This window comes from Actinomadura oligospora ATCC 43269 (genome assembly GCF_000518265.1).
Classification (GTDB): domain Bacteria; phylum Actinomycetota; class Actinomycetes; order Streptosporangiales; family Streptosporangiaceae; genus Spirillospora; species Spirillospora oligospora.
This window is the reverse complement of sequence record NZ_JADG01000013.1, coordinates 228,211-246,598: the sequence shown is the minus strand read 5'-3', so window position 1 is coordinate 246,598 and position 18,388 is coordinate 228,211. Positions and strand designations below refer to the sequence as shown.

Annotated in this window: 16 protein-coding genes; 4 read left to right on the top strand and 12 right to left on the bottom strand. The window is 72.8% G+C overall.

Features of this window, described 5'->3' with window-relative positions; genetic code table 11:
* Window positions 1–3 precede the first annotated feature (3 nt).
* From P696_RS52845 to P696_RS47495, 3 genes are all read left to right on the top strand, one after another.
* The gene (locus P696_RS52845) at window positions 4–630 is read left to right on the top strand and encodes a S26 family signal peptidase (protein WP_051468032.1); all 627 of its coding nucleotides are present in this window, start codon (window positions 4–6) and stop codon (window positions 628–630) included.
* Window positions 631–783: 153 nt separating this feature from the next.
* Window positions 784–924, top strand: coding sequence for a hypothetical protein (locus P696_RS56160; protein WP_157429867.1), 141 nt, complete (start codon window positions 784–786; stop codon window positions 922–924).
* A 144-nt stretch (window positions 925–1,068) separates the two neighbouring features.
* Window positions 1,069–3,003 carry an ABC transporter ATP-binding protein gene (locus tag P696_RS47495; protein WP_064744093.1) on the top strand — a complete coding sequence of 645 codons (1,935 nt, stop codon included), beginning with the start codon at window positions 1,069–1,071 and terminating at the stop codon, window positions 3,001–3,003.
* A gap of 7 nt (window positions 3,004–3,010) precedes the next feature.
* On the opposite strand, the gene P696_RS47490 is transcribed toward P696_RS47495, so the two are convergent.
* The 8 genes from P696_RS47490 to P696_RS47475 form a co-directional block, all read right to left on the bottom strand.
* Window positions 3,011–3,688, bottom strand: a complete 678-nt coding sequence (locus tag P696_RS47490) for a bifunctional DNA primase/polymerase (RefSeq protein WP_245627778.1) — start codon at window positions 3,686–3,688, stop codon at window positions 3,011–3,013.
* 170 nt (window positions 3,689–3,858) lie between these two features.
* Entirely contained in the window at window positions 3,859–4,842 is a 984-nt protein-coding gene (hemB, locus tag P696_RS0123140) for a porphobilinogen synthase (protein ID WP_026414205.1), read from the bottom strand.
* A 66-nt stretch (window positions 4,843–4,908) separates the two neighbouring features.
* Window positions 4,909–6,492, bottom strand: coding sequence for a bifunctional uroporphyrinogen-III C-methyltransferase/uroporphyrinogen-III synthase (locus P696_RS0123135; protein WP_026414204.1), 1,584 nt, complete (start codon window positions 6,490–6,492; stop codon window positions 4,909–4,911).
* Between the two features lie 5 nt (window positions 6,493–6,497).
* Window positions 6,498–7,415 carry a hydroxymethylbilane synthase gene (gene hemC, locus P696_RS0123130; protein ID WP_026414203.1) on the bottom strand — a complete coding sequence of 306 codons (918 nt, stop codon included), beginning with the start codon at window positions 7,413–7,415 and terminating at the stop codon, window positions 6,498–6,500.
* A complete protein-coding gene (locus P696_RS0123125; protein ID WP_026414202.1) occupies window positions 7,412–8,743 on the bottom strand; it encodes a glutamyl-tRNA reductase in 1,332 nt (443 codons plus the stop codon). The genes hemC and P696_RS0123125 overlap by 4 nt, the downstream gene beginning before the upstream one ends.
* Before the next feature lie 178 nt (window positions 8,744–8,921).
* On the bottom strand, window positions 8,922–9,686 hold the full coding sequence (locus P696_RS47485; protein ID WP_051468029.1) for a redox-sensing transcriptional repressor Rex: 765 nt from the start codon (window positions 9,684–9,686) through the stop codon (window positions 8,922–8,924).
* Between the two features lie 349 nt (window positions 9,687–10,035).
* Entirely contained in the window at window positions 10,036–10,335 is a 300-nt protein-coding gene (locus P696_RS47480; protein WP_051468028.1) for a glutaredoxin family protein, read from the bottom strand.
* Complete coding sequence (locus tag P696_RS47475) at window positions 10,332–11,726, bottom strand: putative quinol monooxygenase (RefSeq protein ID WP_064744092.1); 1,395 nt, start codon at window positions 11,724–11,726, stop codon at window positions 10,332–10,334. The genes P696_RS47480 and P696_RS47475 overlap by 4 nt, the downstream gene beginning before the upstream one ends.
* Before the next feature lie 209 nt (window positions 11,727–11,935).
* On the opposite strand from P696_RS47475, the gene P696_RS0123105 reads away from it, so the two are divergent.
* Window positions 11,936–12,826 (top strand): HAD family hydrolase, encoded by an 891-nt coding sequence (locus tag P696_RS0123105; RefSeq protein ID WP_026414201.1) that lies wholly within the window; start codon window positions 11,936–11,938, stop codon window positions 12,824–12,826.
* A gap of 9 nt (window positions 12,827–12,835) precedes the next feature.
* Here the strand turns inward: P696_RS0123105 and P696_RS0123100 are convergent, their stop codons facing one another.
* The 4 genes from P696_RS0123100 to P696_RS47465 all read right to left on the bottom strand — a co-directional run bounded on the left by P696_RS0123100 (window position 12,836) and on the right by P696_RS47465 (window position 18,360).
* A complete protein-coding gene (locus tag P696_RS0123100; protein WP_026414200.1) occupies window positions 12,836–14,191 on the bottom strand; it encodes a leucine-rich repeat domain-containing protein in 1,356 nt (451 codons plus the stop codon).
* A gap of 54 nt (window positions 14,192–14,245) precedes the next feature.
* On the bottom strand, window positions 14,246–15,535 hold the full coding sequence (locus P696_RS0123095) for a leucine-rich repeat domain-containing protein (RefSeq protein ID WP_157429866.1): 1,290 nt from the start codon (window positions 15,533–15,535) through the stop codon (window positions 14,246–14,248).
* Between the two features lie 35 nt (window positions 15,536–15,570).
* The gene (locus P696_RS47470) at window positions 15,571–16,926 is read right to left on the bottom strand and encodes a leucine-rich repeat domain-containing protein (RefSeq protein ID WP_051468027.1); all 1,356 of its coding nucleotides are present in this window, start codon (window positions 16,924–16,926) and stop codon (window positions 15,571–15,573) included.
* Window positions 16,927–17,001: 75 nt separating this feature from the next.
* Window positions 17,002–18,360, bottom strand: a complete 1,359-nt coding sequence (locus P696_RS47465) for a leucine-rich repeat domain-containing protein (protein WP_051468026.1) — start codon at window positions 18,358–18,360, stop codon at window positions 17,002–17,004.
* Between the last annotated feature and the right edge of the window lie 28 nt (window positions 18,361–18,388).

The following is an 18,388-nucleotide window of genomic DNA, read 5'->3' as shown; positions in this document are numbered from 1 at the left end:
ACGATGCGGCAGCGCTCCACGGCGGGTTCACGGGCGCCGGGCCCACGGACGTCAGGCTCCCTGACGGCGGCCACGTGGGCGCTCGCCACCGTCGCCCTCGGCGCCGGGACCACCCTCTGGGCCTGGCGCCACCTGGTCGTCGTCACCGTCGAGGGCCACAGCATGGCCCCGACGTTCCAGGACGGCGACCGCGTCCTCGTCCGCCGACGCGGTCTGGCGGACGTCCGGGTCGGCGACATCGTCGTCCTCGAGCCCCCGAACACCCCCGATTTCCTCACCGCACCCCCGCCCGTGGCGGGCGGGACCGCGCAGGCGCCTGCGCGGCCGAAGACGCCGGGGGCTGCGGCACAGGTGTGGAACGTGAAGCGAGTGGCCGCAGTGCCGGGTGATCCGGTGCCGTCCGGGGTGCCCGGGGAGGGCGGGACGGTGCCGTCCGGGCGGCTCGCCGTCCTCGGGGACAACCCGGACAGCGTGGACTCCCGGCAGCGCGGGCTCTACCCCGGCGACGGGCTGCTGGGGGTCGTCCTGCGGCGGCTGGGCCGCTCCGCGGGCCCCATCGGGAACGCCGCCGCGGACGTTTCGGGGGACGGGCCAAACCGGCAACAGTCACCAAGATCGACTCTCCGCTGATCGCAGAAGTCACAACGCGGAACCGGCCTCTTGAGAGCTTGATCGCCGCCGGTTAGCTTCTGGGCAAGCGAGCGCCGGGCGGGTTCCGGAACCGGCACGGCGCCCGACCAGCCCTGCGACCGGAGCGATCCGGCGTGTCTGGAGGTGGTTCCCATGGTTCGTACCCTGACCAGGCTCAGCGACCGCATGCTCGACAGGATCCTCCCGTCCACCAAGGCCAAGGCCGAGGCGTGCTGGTGGACGTCGACCGGCATGCACTGCTGCATCTACGCCGGCCACACCTACTGCACCTGATCGGCGGCCGGGCGTGCGGATCGTCGCGTTGACCTCCCCTGTTGCGGTGGGAACGGCCATCGCCACGCGCCGCGCGTCCGGACGGACGGCACCGGCCGGGCTCGTCCCGGCCGGTGCCTCTCCGCTTTCCGCGGGCGGGCCCCGATGACCCCGCCGGAGGCGGCGGCCCCGTCGGAGGTTCCGCTGAGGCGGCGGCTGGCGAGCGTCGCGTCCCTGACCTGGCGGGCGCACCGGCGCGCCGCGCTGGCGGCGGTCGCGCTCGCCGCCCTGGCCGGGCTCGTGCCCGTCGCGACGGCCTGGCTCACCAAACTCGTCCTGGACGGCCTGGCCTCGGGCGAGGACCGGTCCGTCCTGCTCCTCCTCGCCGCCGGGCTCGCCGTCTGCGGCCTGTCGCTCACGGTCATCCCGCACGTGTCCACGTACGCGCAGCGGCAGCTGCGGCGCGCGGTGCGAGCCCTGGCCGCCGACCGGCTGTTCCGCGCGGTGAACTCCGACGCCGGGCTGCGCCGGTTCGAGAGCCCCCGCTTCCAGGACACCCTGCGGCTCGCCCGCGAGTCCAGCGAGAACGCGCCGGACCGCCTGGTCACCGGGGCGCTCACGATCGGCCAGTCGGCCCTGCTGCTCTCCGGGTTCGTCGTCACCCTCGTCGTGATCAACCCGGTCCTGGTCGCGGTGATCTTCCTGGCCGCGCTGCCCGCCGCGTGGATCCAGCTCGGGCTGAGCCGCGAGCGCGCCCGGACGATGTGGGGCATCAGCCCGGGCCTGCGCCGCCAGATCTTCTACGGCGAGCTGCTGACCAGGCCGGAGGCCGCCAAGGAGGTGCGGCTGTTCGGCCTCGGCGACTTCTTCCGCCGCCGGATGCTGGCCGAGCTGCGCGCGACCGACGCGGCCGAACGCCGCGTCGACCTGGCCACGGTCCGCCGCCAGGGCCTCCTCGCCCTGCTCGGTGGCGCGGTCGCGGCGGGCGGCCTGTTCTGGGCGGTGTGGGCGGCCACGGCGGGCGACATCTCGCCCGGGGACGTGACGATGTTCGTCGCGGCCGTCGCCGGGGTGCAGTCCGCGCTGAGCCAGATCGTCGACCGCTGGGCGGACGCGCACCAGGCGCTGCTGCTGTTCGGCCACTACGTCACGATCACCGAGGCCGGGCCGGACCTTCCGGTGCGCGCGGACCCGCGTCCCGTGCCCGAGCTGCGCCGGGGCGTCGAGCTGCGGGACGTGTGGTTCCGCTACGGCCCCGACCATCCGTGGGTGCTGCGTGGGGTCGACCTGGTCGTCCCGCACGGCCGGAGCGTCGCGCTCGTCGGGGTGAACGGCGCGGGCAAGAGCACCCTGGTCAAGCTGCTGTGCCGCCTCTACGACCCCGAGCGCGGCTCGGTCACCTGGGACGGCCTGGACCTCCGCGACCTCTCCCCGGCGGAGCTGCGGAGCCGCGTCGGCGTCGTCTTCCAGGACTTCATGGAGTACGACCTGTCCGCCTCCGAGAACATCCTGCTCGGCGACCTCACCGCCGCGGACGCCCCCGAGCGGATCCGCGCCGCCGCCCGCCGCGCCGGGATCCACGACGCCCTGGAGGCCCTCCCGGACGGCTACGACACGATGCTGAGCCGGATCTTCGCGGGCCCCGGGGACGAGGCCGGGGTCGCGCTGTCGGGCGGCCAGTGGCAGCGGCTCGCGCTGGCCCGCGCGCTGCTGCGCGACGACCGTGACCTGCTGCTTCTCGACGAGCCCAGCTCCGGCCTGGACGCGGAGGCCGAGCACGCCGTGCACGCCTCGCTCCGCGCGCATCGCGCGGGCCGGACCAGCGTGCTGATCTCGCACCGCCTCGGCGCGGTGCGGGAGGCGGACCACATCGTCGTCCTCGCGGACGGGAGGATCGTCGAGCAGGGCGGCCATGACGAGCTGATGGCCCGGGACGGCGAGTACGCGCGCCTGTTCACCCTCCAGGCGAGCGGCTACACGTCCGAGAGCCCCGCAGACGACCCGGCCACGGACACCCAGACCCGCGACGTCCCAGCGGACGATCGCGCACCCGAGGCCGCAGCCGACGGACGGGTTCCTGAGGCCGTGGCGGAGCGCTGAGCGGCGGCTAGAGGGCTTCGCAGGCGTCCGAGAGGACGGCGAGCAGGCGCAGGGGGTCGGGGAGGGGGGTGTTCTCCGGCGGACGGATCCAGCTGACCGTCCGGCCATAGGTCAGTAGCGACGGCGGGGCCACGACGTAGCTGTCGCGGCAGTGCCAGCGCATGCCGGGCGTCTCGGCGACGGTCTCGGGCGAGCAGTCGAGGTGGCAGGACCACCACTCGTCCTCGTCCACGGGCGTCCGCGTGGCGACGAAGAACAGGTACCGCTCGTCGGCGACGTTCGCGACCGGGCCGATGGGGAGGCTCTCGGCGTCGATGCGGGCCAGGGCCTCGACCCCGGCCTCGGCGGGGATGTCGAAGACGTCGAAGACGCGCCCGGTCGGGAGGATGACGTTGGCGTCGGGGCGCTCGGTCCACCAGCGGTCGATCACGGCGGGGTCGACGCTGGCCTGGATCGCCCAGGCGGCGGAGACGGGATGCGCGGCGGGGTCGGGACAGCCCACCCGGTCGCAGGAGCAGGCGCGGTCGCCGCCGACGGAAGCGTGCGCGCCGGGTACGCAGGGCCAGCCGAGGGCGGCGTAGGCGGCAGCGGCGGCGGCGTTGGCGGGGGGCCGGGGGCGCTCGCGGTTCCGATCGCGCCGTTCGCGGGCCCGACGGTTGTTCCTGTTGCCCGAGACCGCAAGCACGATGACGCCCCCCATTCACGCCGGGCCTGGGATCACCGGCCCCGTCCGGCTCCTTGTTAGTCGATGATGCCGGGCGGGAGGCCGCCCGGACACGGCAACCCCCCGGAAACGGTTCCAATTGACTAGGAGGAAGTGATCCCCGGCAAACGATCACCTACCTCGCGGCGGGGTCATCCCAGCGTGCGGGCGACCTCGGTGGCGTAGTAGGTCAGGATGATGTCGGCGCCGGCGCGACGGATCGCCATCAGGGACTCCATGACGGTGCGGTCGCGGTCCAGCCAGCCGTTGGCGGCGGCGGCCTCGATCATCGCGTACTCGCCGCTGACCTGGTACGCGGCGACCGGGACGTCCACGGCGTCGCGAACCTGGCGGAGCACGTCCAGGTAGGCCCCGGCGGGCTTGACCATGACCATGTCGGCGCCCTCGTCCAGGTCGAGGAAGACCTCGCGCAGGGACTCGGCGGCGTTGGCCGGGTCCTGCTGGTAGGAGGAGCGGTCGCCGAAGCTCGGGGCGCACTCGGCGGCCTCGCGGAACGGGCCGTAGAAGGCGGAGGCGTACTTGACCGAGTAGCCCAGGATCGACACGTTCTGGTGGCCGGCCGAGTCCAGCGCGGAGCGGATCGCCCCGACCTGGCCGTCCATCATCCCGGACGGCGCGACGACGGCGGCGCCCGCGGCGGCCTGCGCGACCGCGATCGACGCGTACCGCTCGAGGGTCGCGTCGTTGTCGACCTCCCCGGACGGGGTGAGGATGCCGCAGTGGCCGTGGTCGGTGAACTCGTCCAGGCACAGGTCGGAGATGAGGACGGTCGAGTCGCCGAGGTCGGACGCCAGGTCGCGCAGCGCGACCTGGACGACCCCGTCGGCCGCGTCGCCCGCCGAGCCCACGGCGTCCTTCACGGCCGGGACGCCGAACAGGATGATCCCGCCGACGCCCGCCTCGACGGCCTCGTGCGCGGCCTTGCGGAGCGACTCGCGGGTGTGCTGGACGACGCCGGGCATGGACTGGATCGGCTGCGGCTCGTCCAGGCCCTCCTTGACGAACATCGGCAGCACCAGGTCGGCCGGGGCCAGCCGGTTCTCGGCGGTCAGCCTCCGCAGCGCGGGGGTACGGCGGAGGCGACGTGGCCGGGCGACGGGAAACTGGGCGGACATCTCAGGCATCTCCAGGAAAAGGCGACGGCGGGCGCGCCGGGGTGTCCGGGCGCCCGCCGTGGGGTTCTACTTGCGGCGGCGCGCGCCCCGGCGCATCTGGCTGGGCTTGCGCAGCGGGTCGCCGTTCTCGATCTGGGCGGCCCTCCTCTTGGCACCGTACTCCGCGAGGGCCTCAGCCAGCGCCTGGACCGACGGCGTGGGCGACATCACGTCCACGCGCAGGCCGTACTCCTCGGCGGTCTTGGCGGTCTGCGGGCCGATGCAGGCGATCACGGTCACGTTGTGCGGCTTGCCCGCGATGCCGATGAGGTTCTTCACGGTGGACGACGAGGTGAACAGCACCGCGTCGAAACCGCCGCCCTTGATGGCCTCGCGGATCGGCGCGGGCGGCGGCGCGGCCCGGACCGTCCGGTAGGCGGTCACGTCCTCGCACTCCCAGCCGAGGTCGGTCAGGCCCGCGATGAGCGTGTCGGTGGCGATGTCGGCGCGCGGGAGCAGGACCCGGTTGATGGGGTCGAGGTCCTCGTCGTAGGGCGGCCAGACCTCGACCAGGCCCTCCGAGGACTGCTGCCCGGACGGCGTCAGGTCGGGGTGGACGCCGAACTCGACCAGCGCCTGCGCGGTCGCCTCGCCGACGGCCGCGACCTTCAGCCCGGCGAACGCGCGCGCGTCGAGGCCGTAGTCCTGGAACTTCTCGCGCACCGCGCGGACGGCGTTGGTGGAGGTGAACACCACCCACTCGTACCGTCCGGTGACCAGGCCCTTGACCGCGCGCTCCATCTGCTGCGGCGTGCGCGGCGGCTCGACCGAGATCGTCGGCACCTCGTCCGGGACGGCCCCGTACGAGCGCAGCTGCTCCGACAGCGACGCGGCCTGCTCCTTGGTGCGCGGCACCAGGACCCGCCAGCCGAACAGCGGCTTGGCCTCGAACCAGCCGAGCCGGTCCCGCCACTTCACCACGTCCCCGACGATGATCATCGCCGGGGTCTCCATGCCCTTGGCCTCGGCGGCCAGGCGCTTGAGGTCGGAGACCACGGTCTCCTGCTCGGTGGTGGTGCCGAGCATGGTCATCGCGGCGGGCGTGGAGTCCGGGCGCCCGACGGCGATCAGCGACTTGCAGACCTCGGCGACCGAGTGCTCGGCGCCGATGATCACCAGCGTGGCGGCCGGGTCGGAGAACGCGGCCCAGTCGACCCCGCCCTCGGACGCGTCGATGAACCGCACCTCGCGGTGCTTGTCGTCGGTCAGCGGGATGCCCGCGTACCCGGGCACACCGGTCAGCGCGGACACACCGGACGCGACCTCGAACGAGACGCCCGCCTTGTACAGGGCCTCGCCCCAGGACGCCATCCCGCAGGCCAGCGCCGGGTCGCCCTGGAACAGCCGGGCGACGCGGCGGCCCGCGCGGGCGTGCTTCACGGCGAGCTTCACCGGGTCGGCGACCTCGGCGGAGTCGACCAGCTCGGCGTCCGCGCGGCGGTGCGTCAGCACCTCGGGGTGGACGTGCGCGATCGGCGCGATCACCACGTCCGCGCCCGCCAGCACCTCCACGGCGCGCAGGGTCAGCAGCTTCGGGTCGCCGGGACCGGTCCCGACGAGGAAGACCCGGCCGGCGTCCGGGTCGGTGACCGGGTTGCCGGGACCGTTCACGGGGCTCACGCTCCCTCCCCCATCAGGTCGGCGGCGCCGCGGTCGAGCAGCGCCTCGGCGAGCGCGCGGCCCGTCTCGGCGGCCTCGTCCGGACGGCCGCTCGCGGACAGCCGCACCTGGCGGGACCCGTCGTGCGCGATGACGGCGGCGGTCAGGTGCAGCGTGTTCTCGGTGACGGCGGCGAACGCGCCCACGGGGGCCGAGCAGCCGCCCTCCAGCACCGCGAGCACCGTGCGCTCGGCGAGCACCGCGGCGCGGGTCTCCGGGTCGTCCACGGTGGCGAGCAGCGCGACCAGCTCCGGGTCGTCGCCGCGGCACTCCAGCGCGAGCGCGCCCTGGCCGGGCGCGGGCAGCATGGCGTCCGGCTCGAAGACCTCGGCGACGTCGTCCAGGCGGCCGATGCGCTTCAGCCCGGCGTGCGCGAGGACGACCGCGTCCAGCTCGCCGTCGGCGACCTTGCGGAGCCGGGTGTCGGCGTTGCCGCGGATCGGCACGATCTCCAGGTCGGGGCGGAGCGCGCGCAGCTGCGCGACCCGGCGCGGCGAGCCCGTCCCGACGCGGGCGCCCGCGGGCAGGTCGGCGAGCTTGTGCGGGCCGCACAGCGCGTCGCGCGGGTCGTCGCGCCGCGGGACGGCGGCGAGCGCGATCCCGTCGGCGGGCCCGGTGGGCAGGTCCTTCAGGCTGTGCACCGCGAAGTCCACCCCACCGGCGAGCAGCCGGTCCCGGAGCGCGTTGACGAAGACCCCGGTCCCCCCGATCTGCGCGAGCAGTGCCTTGGATACATCACCCTCGGTCGTTACCCCGACCAGCTCGACGCCATGCCCCGTGGCCTGCGTCAATGCGTCGGCGACCAGACCGGACTGGGTGGTGGCCATGAGGCTCCTGCGGGTGCCGAGCCGCAGTCGCCGGTCCGATTCCGTCACGTCTGGCTTCCTTCGATGTTGTCGGCGCGCGCCACGGCCTCGGGCCTGCTCGGGTCCAGCCCGAACAGCTCGCGCAGCGCGTCGGCGTAGGCGTCCCCCCCGGGCGCCGCCGCCAGCTCCTTGACCCGGACGGTCGGGGCGTGCAGCAGCTTGTCCGCCACACGCCGGACGGTCTGGGCGATCTCCTTGTAGGCCCGCTCGTCGATGTCGGGCAACCGGCCCGCGAGCCGGGACAGCTCCGCGTCCACCACCTCGGCGGCCTTGGACCGCAGCGCCACGACGGTCGGCGCGACCGCCGCCGCCCGGGCCGCGGACAGGTACGCCGAGACCTCGTCGCAGACGATCCGCTTGACCTGCTCGACCGCCTCCGGCCCGACCGCCCGCGCCGCCTCCTGCGCGACCCGCAGGTCGTCCAGGCCCGCGAGCGCCACGCCGGGCACCTCCCGGACGGCCGGGTCCACGTCGTGCGGCAGCGCCAGGTCCAGGAAGAACCGGCGGCGCTCCGGGGACGCGTCCGGAGCCTGCGTGTCGGCGCCGAGCATGTCGGCGGTGATCACGCGGCCGGTGGCGCCGGTGCACGAGACGATCAGGTCGGCCTCGGCGAGGGCGGTGGTCAGCTCGTCCATCCGGATCGCGCGGGCCGGGGACTCCAGGGACGCGGCGAGCCGGACGGCGTTGTCGAAGGTGCGGTTGGCGATCACGACCTCGCCCGCGCCGGCGCGGCTCAGCGTGGCCGCGGCCAGCGAGCTCATCGATCCGGCGCCGACGACCAGGGCGCGCCGGCCCGCGATCGGGCCGAGGTGCTTCTCCGCGACCTCCAGGCCGACGCTGACCAGGGACGCCCCGGCCTGGTCGATCCCGGTCTCGTGGTGCGCGCGCTTGCCGACCCGCAACGCCCGCTGCAGCAGGTCGTGCAGGTCACGGCCGATGGTGTGCTCGTCCTGGGCGAGCTTGAACGCCGTGCGGATCTGGCCGAGGATCTGCCCCTCGCCGACGACCATCGACTCCAGGCCGCTCGCCACGGCGAACACGTGCTGGACGGCCCGCTCCTCGTAGTGCACGTACAGGTGCCGGGACAGCTCCTCCAGCGGGACGCCGCTGTGCAGGGCGAGCAGCTCGGACACCGACGTGACGCCGCCGTGGAAGCGGTCCACGACCGCGTAGACCTCGACGCGGTTGCACGTCGAGACGATCGCCGTCTCCGACACGTGGCCGCAGTCGCGCACCGCGTGCAGCAGTTTCAGCAGGTCGTCGCCCGACACCGCGGCCCGCTCCAGCAGCGCCACCGGTGCACTGCGGTGGCTCAGTCCCACCACCAGCACGCTCATCGGCCGGTTCTCCGCTCTCGTTCGCTCATCGCCCGCTCGTCCGTCGCGCTCCCGGCCGTTCGCCCGTCGGCCGCCGTCTTCCCGTCCCTGCTCGCCTGTCCGTCCGTCCGCCCGCTCATCCGCGTCGCGCGCGCGTGGACGGCCCGGGGGGCCGTCCGCGTGCGCTTCACCGGTCCGCTCACTCGGCCGCCTCCACGTACTGCACTGGCTCCGGGGGCGCGCCGCCCAGCGCGGCCGGAGTCGCGTCCAGGCGGGGGGCGCCGTCCGGGCCGCCAGCCTTGCGCTGCTCGTGGAACGCCAGTATCTGCAGCTCGATGGACAGGTCCACCTTGCGGACGTCGACCCACTCGGGGACCGTGAGCACCACCGGCGCGAAGTTCAGCACGCTGGTCACGCCCGCGGCCACCACCCGGTCGCAGACGCCCTGCGCCGCCGCCGCGGGCGTGGCGATCACGGCGATGGACACGCCGTGCTCACCGATGACGTCCTCCAGCCGGTCGATGTGCCGCACGGTCAGGCCGGAGATCTCCTGCCCGACGATCTGCTCGTCGGCGTCCAGCAGGCCCGCCACGCGGAAGCCGCGGGAGGCGAAGCCGCCGTAGCCGGCGAGGGCGCGCCCCAGGTTACCCACGCCGATGATTGCCACGACCCAATCCTGGGTCAGGCCCAGTTCACGAGAGATCTGGTAGACGAGGTACTCGACCTCGTACCCGACCCCCCGGGTTCCGTACGACCCGAGGTGGGACAGGTCCTTGCGCAGCTTGGCGGAGTTCACCCCGGCGGCGGACGCCAGTTCCTCGGAGGACACGGTGGCGACGCCCCGGTCCTGCAGGGCGTGCAGCGCCCGCAGGTAGACCGGCAGCCGTGCCACAGTGGCCTCCGGGATCCCCCGGGGTCGGGCGGCGTCCACGCGTTCGCGGTGGCGGGTCTGTCGAGATGTCACGGCCTGCTCTTCGGGGGCTCGACGCTGAGTCCGGTCCGGGCACGGGCGAGGTGGTCCGGCCGGAAGCGACGGGAACCGTGCCCGGGACCCGAGGCTGCCCTCCAGATTAAGCCTTTGTGAATACACGCACAAAGTCGCCCCCGCCTTACCGAACGCGGCGTTCCCCGGCTTCCCGCAACGTCATCGCACGTCAGGGGCGCACGAATGGGCATTTCCGCCCGATCGTCCCCCGACTTTCCGCGCACTTGAGTGTGACTGACGGAACATTCGGCATTCGGCCGTTTTCCGGCTTGACGTCCGCCGTTCAGCAGGTCGGCCGAGGCTGGGGCAGGGGCAGAGGCGGGCGGGGTCAGGGGCGGCGCTTGGCGATGGCGGCGCGGAGCCGGGCCTCGTTGACGCGCCAGTAGTCCACCTGAACGCCGTCGACCAGCGTGACCGGGATCTGCTCCCAGTACTCGGCGTGCAGCGCCTCGTCGGTGGTGATGTCGCGCTCCTCGAAGCGGACGCCCTCGTCCGCCGCGACGCGCGTGATCACCTCGCGCGCCACGTCGCAGAGGTGGCAGCCGGGCCGGCCCAGCATCGTGACGACGATCCCGCCGGTCTCGGGGACGCCCGCGACCCGCCCGGCGTCCGCCGGCCCTGTGGTCATCGGTGAGGCCGCTGGTGGGGCGCGGTCCCCGGGTGCTGGCCGGGGCCGGGGTGGGGGCCGGTCCCCTGACGGGAGGCGGTGCCCGGGTGGGACGTGGGGCCCTGGTGGGGTCCGGTGCCCTGATGCGGCCCGGTGCCCTGGTGGGGCGCGGCCCCCTGGGACGGGTTCTCCCCGGGCATCTTCGCCGCGCCGAGCCGGATCTCGATCACGTTCGTCGCGAGGACGTGCGGGCGCGACTCGGCCTGGAAGCGGAGGAAGTGCGGGAGGCGCTGGTGCGCGGCGAACGCGGCCTCGTTCCGGAACAGCTGGTAGAAGATCCGCTGGGTGGGCGCGTTCACCACCTGGTGGGAGGCGAAGACCAGCGTGTCCGGCTCGGACGAGCGGGCGGCGGCGGCGAGGTCGGCGACGAGCCGGTCGAACGCCCCCTCCCGGCCTTCCAGCAGCGTGTAGACGGTGATCTGGCCACAGATCTGCGACATGTCGATCGATCCTCCGGCGGCGGCCGCGGCGGCGACGGCCATCAACTCGGCCAGCGCGTCCGGCCCGCTCAGCGCGGGCTGCGGCGGCAGCGGCTCTTCGGCGGGCGGGGGGAAGGTCAGCTCTTCTCGACGGCGGCGTCCGGCCGGACGGTCCGGAGCGGCGGCCATCGCGTTCGCCGCCGGGACCTGGCGGGGCGGAGGCTCGTCGTAGCCGGTCGCGGGGCCGTCGAGGTCGTCCTCGCCGTCCTCGAAGATCGGCAGGGTGCGCGTCGCGCCGTACCAGACCAGCCCGGCGGCGGCGCCGAGCGCGACCACCGCGGCGGGCGCGGGCAGCAGCCCGCGGGTGCCGCTGACGACCAGGACCCCGGCGAGCGCGACCAGCGCGATCGGGATCATCAGCTCCTGCGCCTCGGCGTCCCGCCGGGAGGCCAGCCAGGCGGTGAAGCCCGCGCAGCCGACCAGCGCCAGCACCGACACCACGTGCGCGCCGTCGATCAGCAGCAGCGGCAGGGCGTCGTAGGTCTTGGACGGGTTGGGCAGGCTCTTGGTGAGCTCGCTGGTCTTCAGCGGGTCCACCAGCAGGATGACCACGGCCACCAGCGTGTAGGAGACCGCGAAGAGCCAGGCCACGAAGCGCACCTGGACGAGGCGGGCGATCAGCTCCACCATGCCGAGGGCGAGCCAGACGGGGGCGAGCAGCGCCGCGCCCAGCTCGACGCCCCGGAAGACGGGCGCGTTGAACTTCATCAGGAAGCCCGCCGTCATGGCCAGCAGCGCCAGGGACAGTCCGATCTGCGTGACCGACCAGGCGATCAGGAACAGCATCCGGTCCGTGGAGGCGCGCTTGACCAGCAACCCTGTGGCGATTAGGGCACCCAGGGTCGCCAGCAGGGCGAGGAGAGCGTTGACCATCGCGCCCCATGGTGCCCGATGCGGAGGGATGAGAGGTAACCCGGGCGCGTTTTACACCTCATTGATGCCCTTTAGGACACGTCCTCCGAGGCGATGGGCACCGGACCGACCGGGCATCGCCCCGCATACCTTCCCGTATCCACAGTGGCCTCTCACGCCTCGGGCCACCTGCGGGGCGGGACGGGCGACGGGTTGAATACGCTCGGGTCATGCGGCGAATCTGGCAGCGCGATTTCTGGCAGCGCGACGACGAGGACCACGTGAGCGCGGGCGAGGCGGCGGCAGCGGCGGCGGAACGCCGCCCGCCGGTCCCCGAGGCCGACCGCCGCGCGGCCGCGTTCTTCGACGTGGACAACACGATGATGCGCGGCGCGTCCATCTACTACTTCGCCCGCGGCCTCGCCGCCCGCAAGCTGTTCACCCTGCGCGACCTGGCCCAGTTCGCGATGGGCCAGGCGATGTTCCGCGTCCGGGGCACCGAGAACGCCGAGCACATCTCCACCGCCCGCGAGGCCGCCCTGGCGTTCGTCGCGGGCCAGAAGGTCAGCGACATCGTCCGGCTCAGCGACGAGATCTACGACGAGGTCATGGCCGACCGGATCTGGAGCGGCACCCGGTCCCTGGCCCTCCAGCACCTGGACGCGGGCCAGCAGGTGTGGCTCGTCACCGCCACCCCGGTCGAGGTGGCCCGCACCATCTCCCACCGCCTCGGCCTGACCGGCGCCCTCGGCACCGTCGCCGAGACCGAGGCGGGCGTCTACACCGGACGCCTGGTCGGCAACCTGCTGCACGGCAACGCCAAGGCCGAGGCCATCCGCGCCCTGGCCCAGCGCGAGGGCCTCGACCTCGCGCACTGCTCGGCCTACAGCGACTCGGTCAACGACCTCCCGATGCTGAGCGCCGTCGGCCACCCCCACGCCGTCAACCCGGATCCGGCCCTCCGCGACCACGCCAGGGAGCACGGCTGGCCGATCCACGACTTCCGCACCGGCCGCAAGGTCACCATGGTCGCCCTTCCCGCCGCCGCGGGCCTGGGCGCGCTGGCGGGCGGCGTGGCCGCGGGCATCGCTCTCCGGAACCACTACAAGTCGTCGTCCTGACGTCCCGGCTCAGCGCTTGAGGAGGCCGCGGGCCTCGAGGACGGCCAGGGTCGCGTCCGGGAGGGCGGGGCACCAGCCGACCTCGACCTCCTCGAGCGCCGGGAGGGCCAGGAGCGCGTCAACGTCCACCAGCGAGCGGCAGTAGTCGAGCCGGACGCTGCGCAGGGACGGCAGGTCCGCGAGGCCGTCGAGGGTCCGCAGGTCCTCCATGGAGCCGATCTCCAGGCGCTCCAGGGCGCGCAGCCCCGCGAACGGGCTGAGGTCGTCGAGCTGGGAGAGGCCCCGGACGTTCAGCTCGCGCAGCGCGGCCATGGCGAACAGGGCGGAGAAGTCCTCGATGGTCCTCGCGTACGCCATCTCGACCCGGGAGATCGACGGGTGCCCTTCGAGCCCGTCGAGCGACGTGAGGTACTGGTACCCGGAGATCTCGATCTTGGTGAGGGCCGGGAGCCCCGAGAGCGGACGCAGGTCGGGGAGGGCGGTCTTCGGCAGGGCCAGCTCGATGAGGCGGGGATGGTGTCCGAGGCCGTCCAGGCTGGTCAGGCCGTCGGACGCGGTGAGCCACAGGCTCCGCAGCGCGGGCAGCCCGGCGAGGCCGTCCAGGGTCTTCAGGCGCGCGCAGTGCAGGCCCAGCTCGGCGAGCGAGTCGAGATCGCGCAGCCCGGCGACCGAGTCGACCTCCTTGCAGTACACCCTCAGCGTGACCAGCTCGCGCAGCCCCGACAGCGGGGAGAGGTCGTCGAGACGGGCGCACCAGGTCAGGTCGAGGCTCCTGAGCTCGGGGAACGCCGTGCCGAACCCGGCGACGCTCCGCACGCCGGTGCTCATCAGGTTCAGGATCCGCAGGTTCCGCATGCCGAGCAGCGGGGAGACGTCCGTGACGGCGTGGCAGTCCCGGAGGTTCAGGCTCCTCATGGCCGTCAGGCCCGCGAGCGGGGAGAGGTCGGTGACGGCCTTGGCGCCCTGCATGTCGAGCTCCTCCAGGCCGGTCAGCGTCGCCAGCCCGGAGAGGTCCCTCAGCTTCTTGCACTCGTCCAGCTTCAGCGTCCGCAGGCTCGTCAGGTGCCGGACGCCCTCCAGCGACTCGCGTTTCCGCAGTTCCAGCCCCGTGCGCCCCTCCCGGACGAAGGCGTCCGCGAGGACCAGCCTCGCGAACGCGTCGGGGTCGGGCGCCTTCTTCCAGAGCTTGAGCAGCTTCTCGGTGGGGACGTCGGTGGCGGCGGCGAACTCGTCCGCCAGCTCGAGGGCGTCGTCACCGCCGTACAGGACGAGCTCCCTGATCGCCTTCCAGGCCACCGCGGGCGACGCGGTCGTCACCTTGGCGCGCAGAGCGGTCAGATCGGGAGCGAGGGGAGGCGAGGTCATGAGCCTGGACGATAGTGATCACAGCCGACACCCGTCGGACGACCGTCCACACCCTCAGGCTTTCAGGAGGCCACTGGCCTTGAGTTCGTCCGGCGTCACGGTCCACTGGTCCACCTGGATCGTTTCGAGCGCCGGGAGGGCGAGGAGCGTCCCGAGGTCGGCGAGCGAAGGGCACTCGCTGATGTGCACCGACCGCAGGGACGGCAGGTCCGAGAGATCGCCGAGGGTGCGCAACCCGCCGTTGTCCACGAGTTCGAGGTACTCCAGGTCGCGCAGGCCCGAGAAGCCGCCGAGGTCGCTGAGTCCGTCAAGGCCACGAAGCACCAGCCGCCGGAGCCTCGGCATGGTGAACAGGGCGGAGAAGTCCGTCACCTCGGTCGTCGCGGTCAGGACGACGCTGGAGATGGACGGATGCCCTTCGAGCCCGTCCAGCGAGGTGAGCCTCTGGTCGTGCTGGATCTGGATCTCGGTGAGGGCCGGAAGCCGGGACAGCGGACGCAGGTCGGGAAGCGCGGTGAACGGCAGGTCCAGCCTGGTCAGGTGGGGGTGGTGCCCGAGACCGTCCAGGCTCTTCAGCCGTGTGGCGTCGGACAGCCGCAGCTCGCGCAGCGCGGGCATCGACTCGACGCCGTCCAGGCTGGTCAGGCGTGGACAGTCCAGCCCCAGAACGGCCAGGGAGTCGAGGCCGCGCAGCCCGGCGACCGACTCGATCCCGGTGCCGGACAGGTTGAGTTCGACCAGCTCACGAAGCCCGGCCAGCGGACTGACGTCGTCCAAGGAAGGGCAGTAGCTCGCGTCCAGGTACGCGAGCGACCGGAGCGCCCCGACCCCGGCGAGGCCGCGCACCCCGGACCTTCGCACGTTGAGCCACCGAAGGCTTCGCAGGCCGAGCAGGGCGGAGAGGTCCGTGACGGCGAAGTCGCCCTCCAGGTTGAGCTTCTCCAGGCCGGTCAGGCCCGCGAGCTCGGAGAGGTCCGTGAGCGCCTCGCACTCGTCCAGCCTCAGCGTCCGCAGGCTCGTCAGGTGCCGGAGGCCCGTCAGCGACGTGCGCCTCCGCAGCTCCAGCCCGGTCCGTCCCTCCCGGACGAACGCGGGCGCGAGGAGGAACTTCGCGAACGCGTCCGGGTCGGGGGTCTTCGGCCAGAACCTGAGGAGTTTGTCGGTCGTGACGTCCGTGGCGGCGGCGAACTCGTCGGCGAGCTCGAGGGCTTCGTCGCTGCCGTCCCGGAGGACGAGATCCCGGACGAACGTCCAGGCGCGGGCGGGGGACGCGGTCGTGACCTTGGCGCGCAGAGCGGTCAGATCAGGGGCGAGGGAGGCCATGCGCCGCACGCTAGTGATCATGACCGACATCCGCCGGAGAAAGCCGCCGCGCCCGCTCAGTCCTCCAGGAGGCCGCGGGCCCTGAGGTCGGCCAGCGTCCTCCGCGGGAGCCCGGTCCCCCAGTCCACCCGGACCTTCTCGAGCGCCGGGAGGGTGAGGAGCGTCCCCAGGTCGGCGAGCGAGTTGCAGCCGAGGAACTCCAGGGAACGCAGGGACGGAAGGTCCGTGAGGTCGCCGAGGGTGCGCAGTGTGTCGAAGAACGCGAGGTCGAGGGACACGAGGTCGCCCAGGCCCGAGAACACGCTGAGATCGGTGAGCTGGTCGAGGCCCTGAAGACCCAGCTCGCGGAGCGCCGGCATGCTGGACAGAGCCGAGAAGTCCCTGATGTCGGTCGTGTAGGTCAGGCGGACCGTGGAGATGGACGGGTGTCCTTCGAGGCCGTCGAGCGATGTGAGCCGGTGCTCGTTGCTGATCTGGATCTCGGTGAGGGACGGAAGCCGCGAGAGCGGGCGCAGGTCGGGAAGCGCGGTGCTCGGCAGCTCCAGCTCGGTCAGGTGAGGGAGGTGGCCGAGGCCGTCGAGGCTCTTCAGCCGCGTCGCGCCGTAGAGCCACAGTTTCCGCAGCGCGGGCAGCGCCTCGATGCCGTCCAGGCTGGTCAGGCGGGGGCAGCTCAGCCGGAGAACCTCGAGGGAGTCGAGGCCGCGCAGCCCCGCGACCGACTCGATCCTGGTGTGGGACAGGTCCAGTTCGACCAGTTCACGGAGCCCGGTCAGCGGACTGACGTCCTGGATGGCCCGGCACCCGCTCACGTCGAGGTGCCGGAGCGACGGGAACGCCTGCCCGAACCCGGCAAGTCCAGTCACACCGGTCTGACTCAGGTCGAGCCGGTGAAGGCTCCGGAGGCCGAGCAGCGCGGAGACATCGGTGACCCCACGGCAGGACCGCAGGTTCAGGCGCTTCAGCGAGGCCAGGCCGGACAGCGGGGAGAGATCGGTGACGGCCTTGGCGCCCGCCAGGTCGAGCTCCTCCAGGCCGGTCAGGCTCGCCAGCTCGGACAGGTCGGTCAGCGTCTTGCACCTGTCCAGCTTCAGCGTCCGCAGGTCCGTCAGGTGCCGGACGCCCGTCAGTGAGTCACATTTCCGCAGTTCCAGCGTGGTCCGTCCCTCCCGGACGAAGGCGGGCGCGAGAAGGAGCCTCGCGAACGCGTCTGGATCGGGGGTCTTCGGCCAGAACCTGAGCAGTTTGTCCGTCGGAACGTCCGTGGCGGCGGCGAACTCGTCGGCCAGTTCGAGGGCGTCGTCACCGCCCCAGTTCACGAGGTCCCGGACGAACGTCCAGGCGCGGGCGGGGGACGCGGTCGTGATCTTGGCGCGCAGAGCGGTCAGATCAGGGGCAAGGGGATGGGAGGTCATGCGCCCGCACGCTAGTGATCACGACCGACATCCACCGGAGAACCGTCCACGGCGGACGGCCCTCCGGCGGACGGGTCAGACCGTCTTGAGCAGGCCCCGCGCCTCGAGGTCCGCCAGGGTCGCGCGCGGAAGCGCGGTGTCCCCGTGGACGAGGATCTCTTCGAGGGCGGGAAGGGCGAGGAGCGTCCCGAGGTCGACGAGCGAGGGACAGTTGTAGAGCATCACGGCGCGCAGGGACGGCAGGTCCGCCAGGTGGCCGAGGCCGCGCAGCGAGTGGGCGAAGGAGAGGTCGAGGCGCTCGAGACCGTGCAGCCCGGAGAGGGCGCTGAGATCGCTGAGCTGCTCCATGCCCTGAAGGCCGAGCTCGCGCAGCACCGGCATCGCGTGCAGGACCGAGAAGTCCGTGATGTCGGTCGCGTACACCAGGTCGAGCTCCGAGAGGGACGGGTGCCCTTCGAGTCCGTCGAGCGTCGTGAGCCTGGTGTGGTTGTCGATCGTGAGGTTGGTGAGGGCAGGGAGCCGGGAGATCGGACGCAGGTCCGGAATCGCGGCGCTCGGCAGGCCCAGGCTGGTCAGCCGGGGGTGGTGTCCTAGTCCGTCCAGGCTCGTCAGCTTCGTCGCGCCGGAGAGCCACAGCCGCCGCAGCGCGGGCATCGAGTCGATGCCGTCCAGGCTGGTCAGGCGGGGGCAGTGCAGGGAGAGCTCGGCGACGGAGTCCATGTCGCGCAGCCCGGCGAGCGAGGCGACCTTGGTGTGGGACAGGTCCAGCTCGACCAGGTCACGGAGTCCGGAGAGCGGGCCGACGTCGTCGATGAAGCGGCAGTTGCTCAGGTCGAGGTACTGGAGGGACGGAAACGCCTCGCCGAACCCGGCGACGCTCCTCACCCCGGAACTCGCCAGGTCGAGCCGCCGGAGGCGCCGCAGGCCGAGCAGGACGGAGAGGTCCGAGACCCCACGGCAGCTGTGCAGGTTCAGGAACTTCAGCGTCTTCAGGTCCGCGAGGGGCGAGAGGTCGGTGACGGCAGCCGCGCCCTCCATGTGAAGCGACGCCAGCTTGGTGAGCGCCGCCAGCTCGGAGAGGTCGGTCAGCTTCCCGCACTGCACCAACCGCAGCTTCAGCAGGTTCGTCAGGTGCCGGACGCCCGTCAGGGACGTGCGCTTCCGCAGTTCCAGCTCGCGGCGGCCCTCCCGGGCGAACGCGGGCGCGAGCAGGAACTTCGCGAAGGCGTCCTCGTCCGGGGCCTTCGGCCAGAGCTTGAGCAGTTTGTCGCTGTGGACGTCCTTGGCGGCGGCGAACTCGCCCGCCAGCTCAAGGGCGTCGTCGCCGCCCCAGGAGACGAGCTTCCGGATGAACGTCCAGGCGCTGGCGGGGGACGCGGACTTCAGCTTGCCGCGCAGCTTGGCCAGATCAGGGGCGAGGGGATGGGAGGTCATGCGCCCGCACGCTAGTGATCGGGCCCGA

Coding starts and splice junctions, on each gene's coding strand:
- P696_RS52845 (WP_051468032.1), top strand. CDS start 4: ATGCGGCAGCGCTCCACGGCGGGTTCACGGGCGCCGGGCCCACGGACG.
- P696_RS56160 (WP_157429867.1), top strand. CDS start 784: ATGGTTCGTACCCTGACCAGGCTCAGCGACCGCATGCTCGACAGGATC.
- P696_RS47495 (WP_064744093.1), top strand. CDS start 1,069: ATGACCCCGCCGGAGGCGGCGGCCCCGTCGGAGGTTCCGCTGAGGCGG.
- hemB (WP_026414205.1), bottom strand. CDS start 4,842: ATGTCCGCCCAGTTTCCCGTCGCCCGGCCACGTCGCCTCCGCCGTACC.
- P696_RS0123125 (WP_026414202.1), bottom strand. CDS start 8,743: ATGAGCGTGCTGGTGGTGGGACTGAGCCACCGCAGTGCACCGGTGGCG.
- P696_RS47480 (WP_051468028.1), bottom strand. CDS start 10,335: ATGACCACAGGGCCGGCGGACGCCGGGCGGGTCGCGGGCGTCCCCGAG.
- P696_RS47475 (WP_064744092.1), bottom strand. CDS start 11,726: ATGGTCAACGCTCTCCTCGCCCTGCTGGCGACCCTGGGTGCCCTAATC.
- P696_RS0123105 (WP_026414201.1), top strand. CDS start 11,936: ATGCGGCGAATCTGGCAGCGCGATTTCTGGCAGCGCGACGACGAGGAC.
- P696_RS0123100 (WP_026414200.1), bottom strand. CDS start 14,191: ATGACCTCGCCTCCCCTCGCTCCCGATCTGACCGCTCTGCGCGCCAAG.
- P696_RS0123095 (WP_157429866.1), bottom strand. CDS start 15,535: ATGATCACTAGCGTGCGGCGCATGGCCTCCCTCGCCCCTGATCTGACC.
- P696_RS47470 (WP_051468027.1), bottom strand. CDS start 16,926: ATGACCTCCCATCCCCTTGCCCCTGATCTGACCGCTCTGCGCGCCAAG.
- P696_RS47465 (WP_051468026.1), bottom strand. CDS start 18,360: ATGACCTCCCATCCCCTCGCCCCTGATCTGGCCAAGCTGCGCGGCAAG.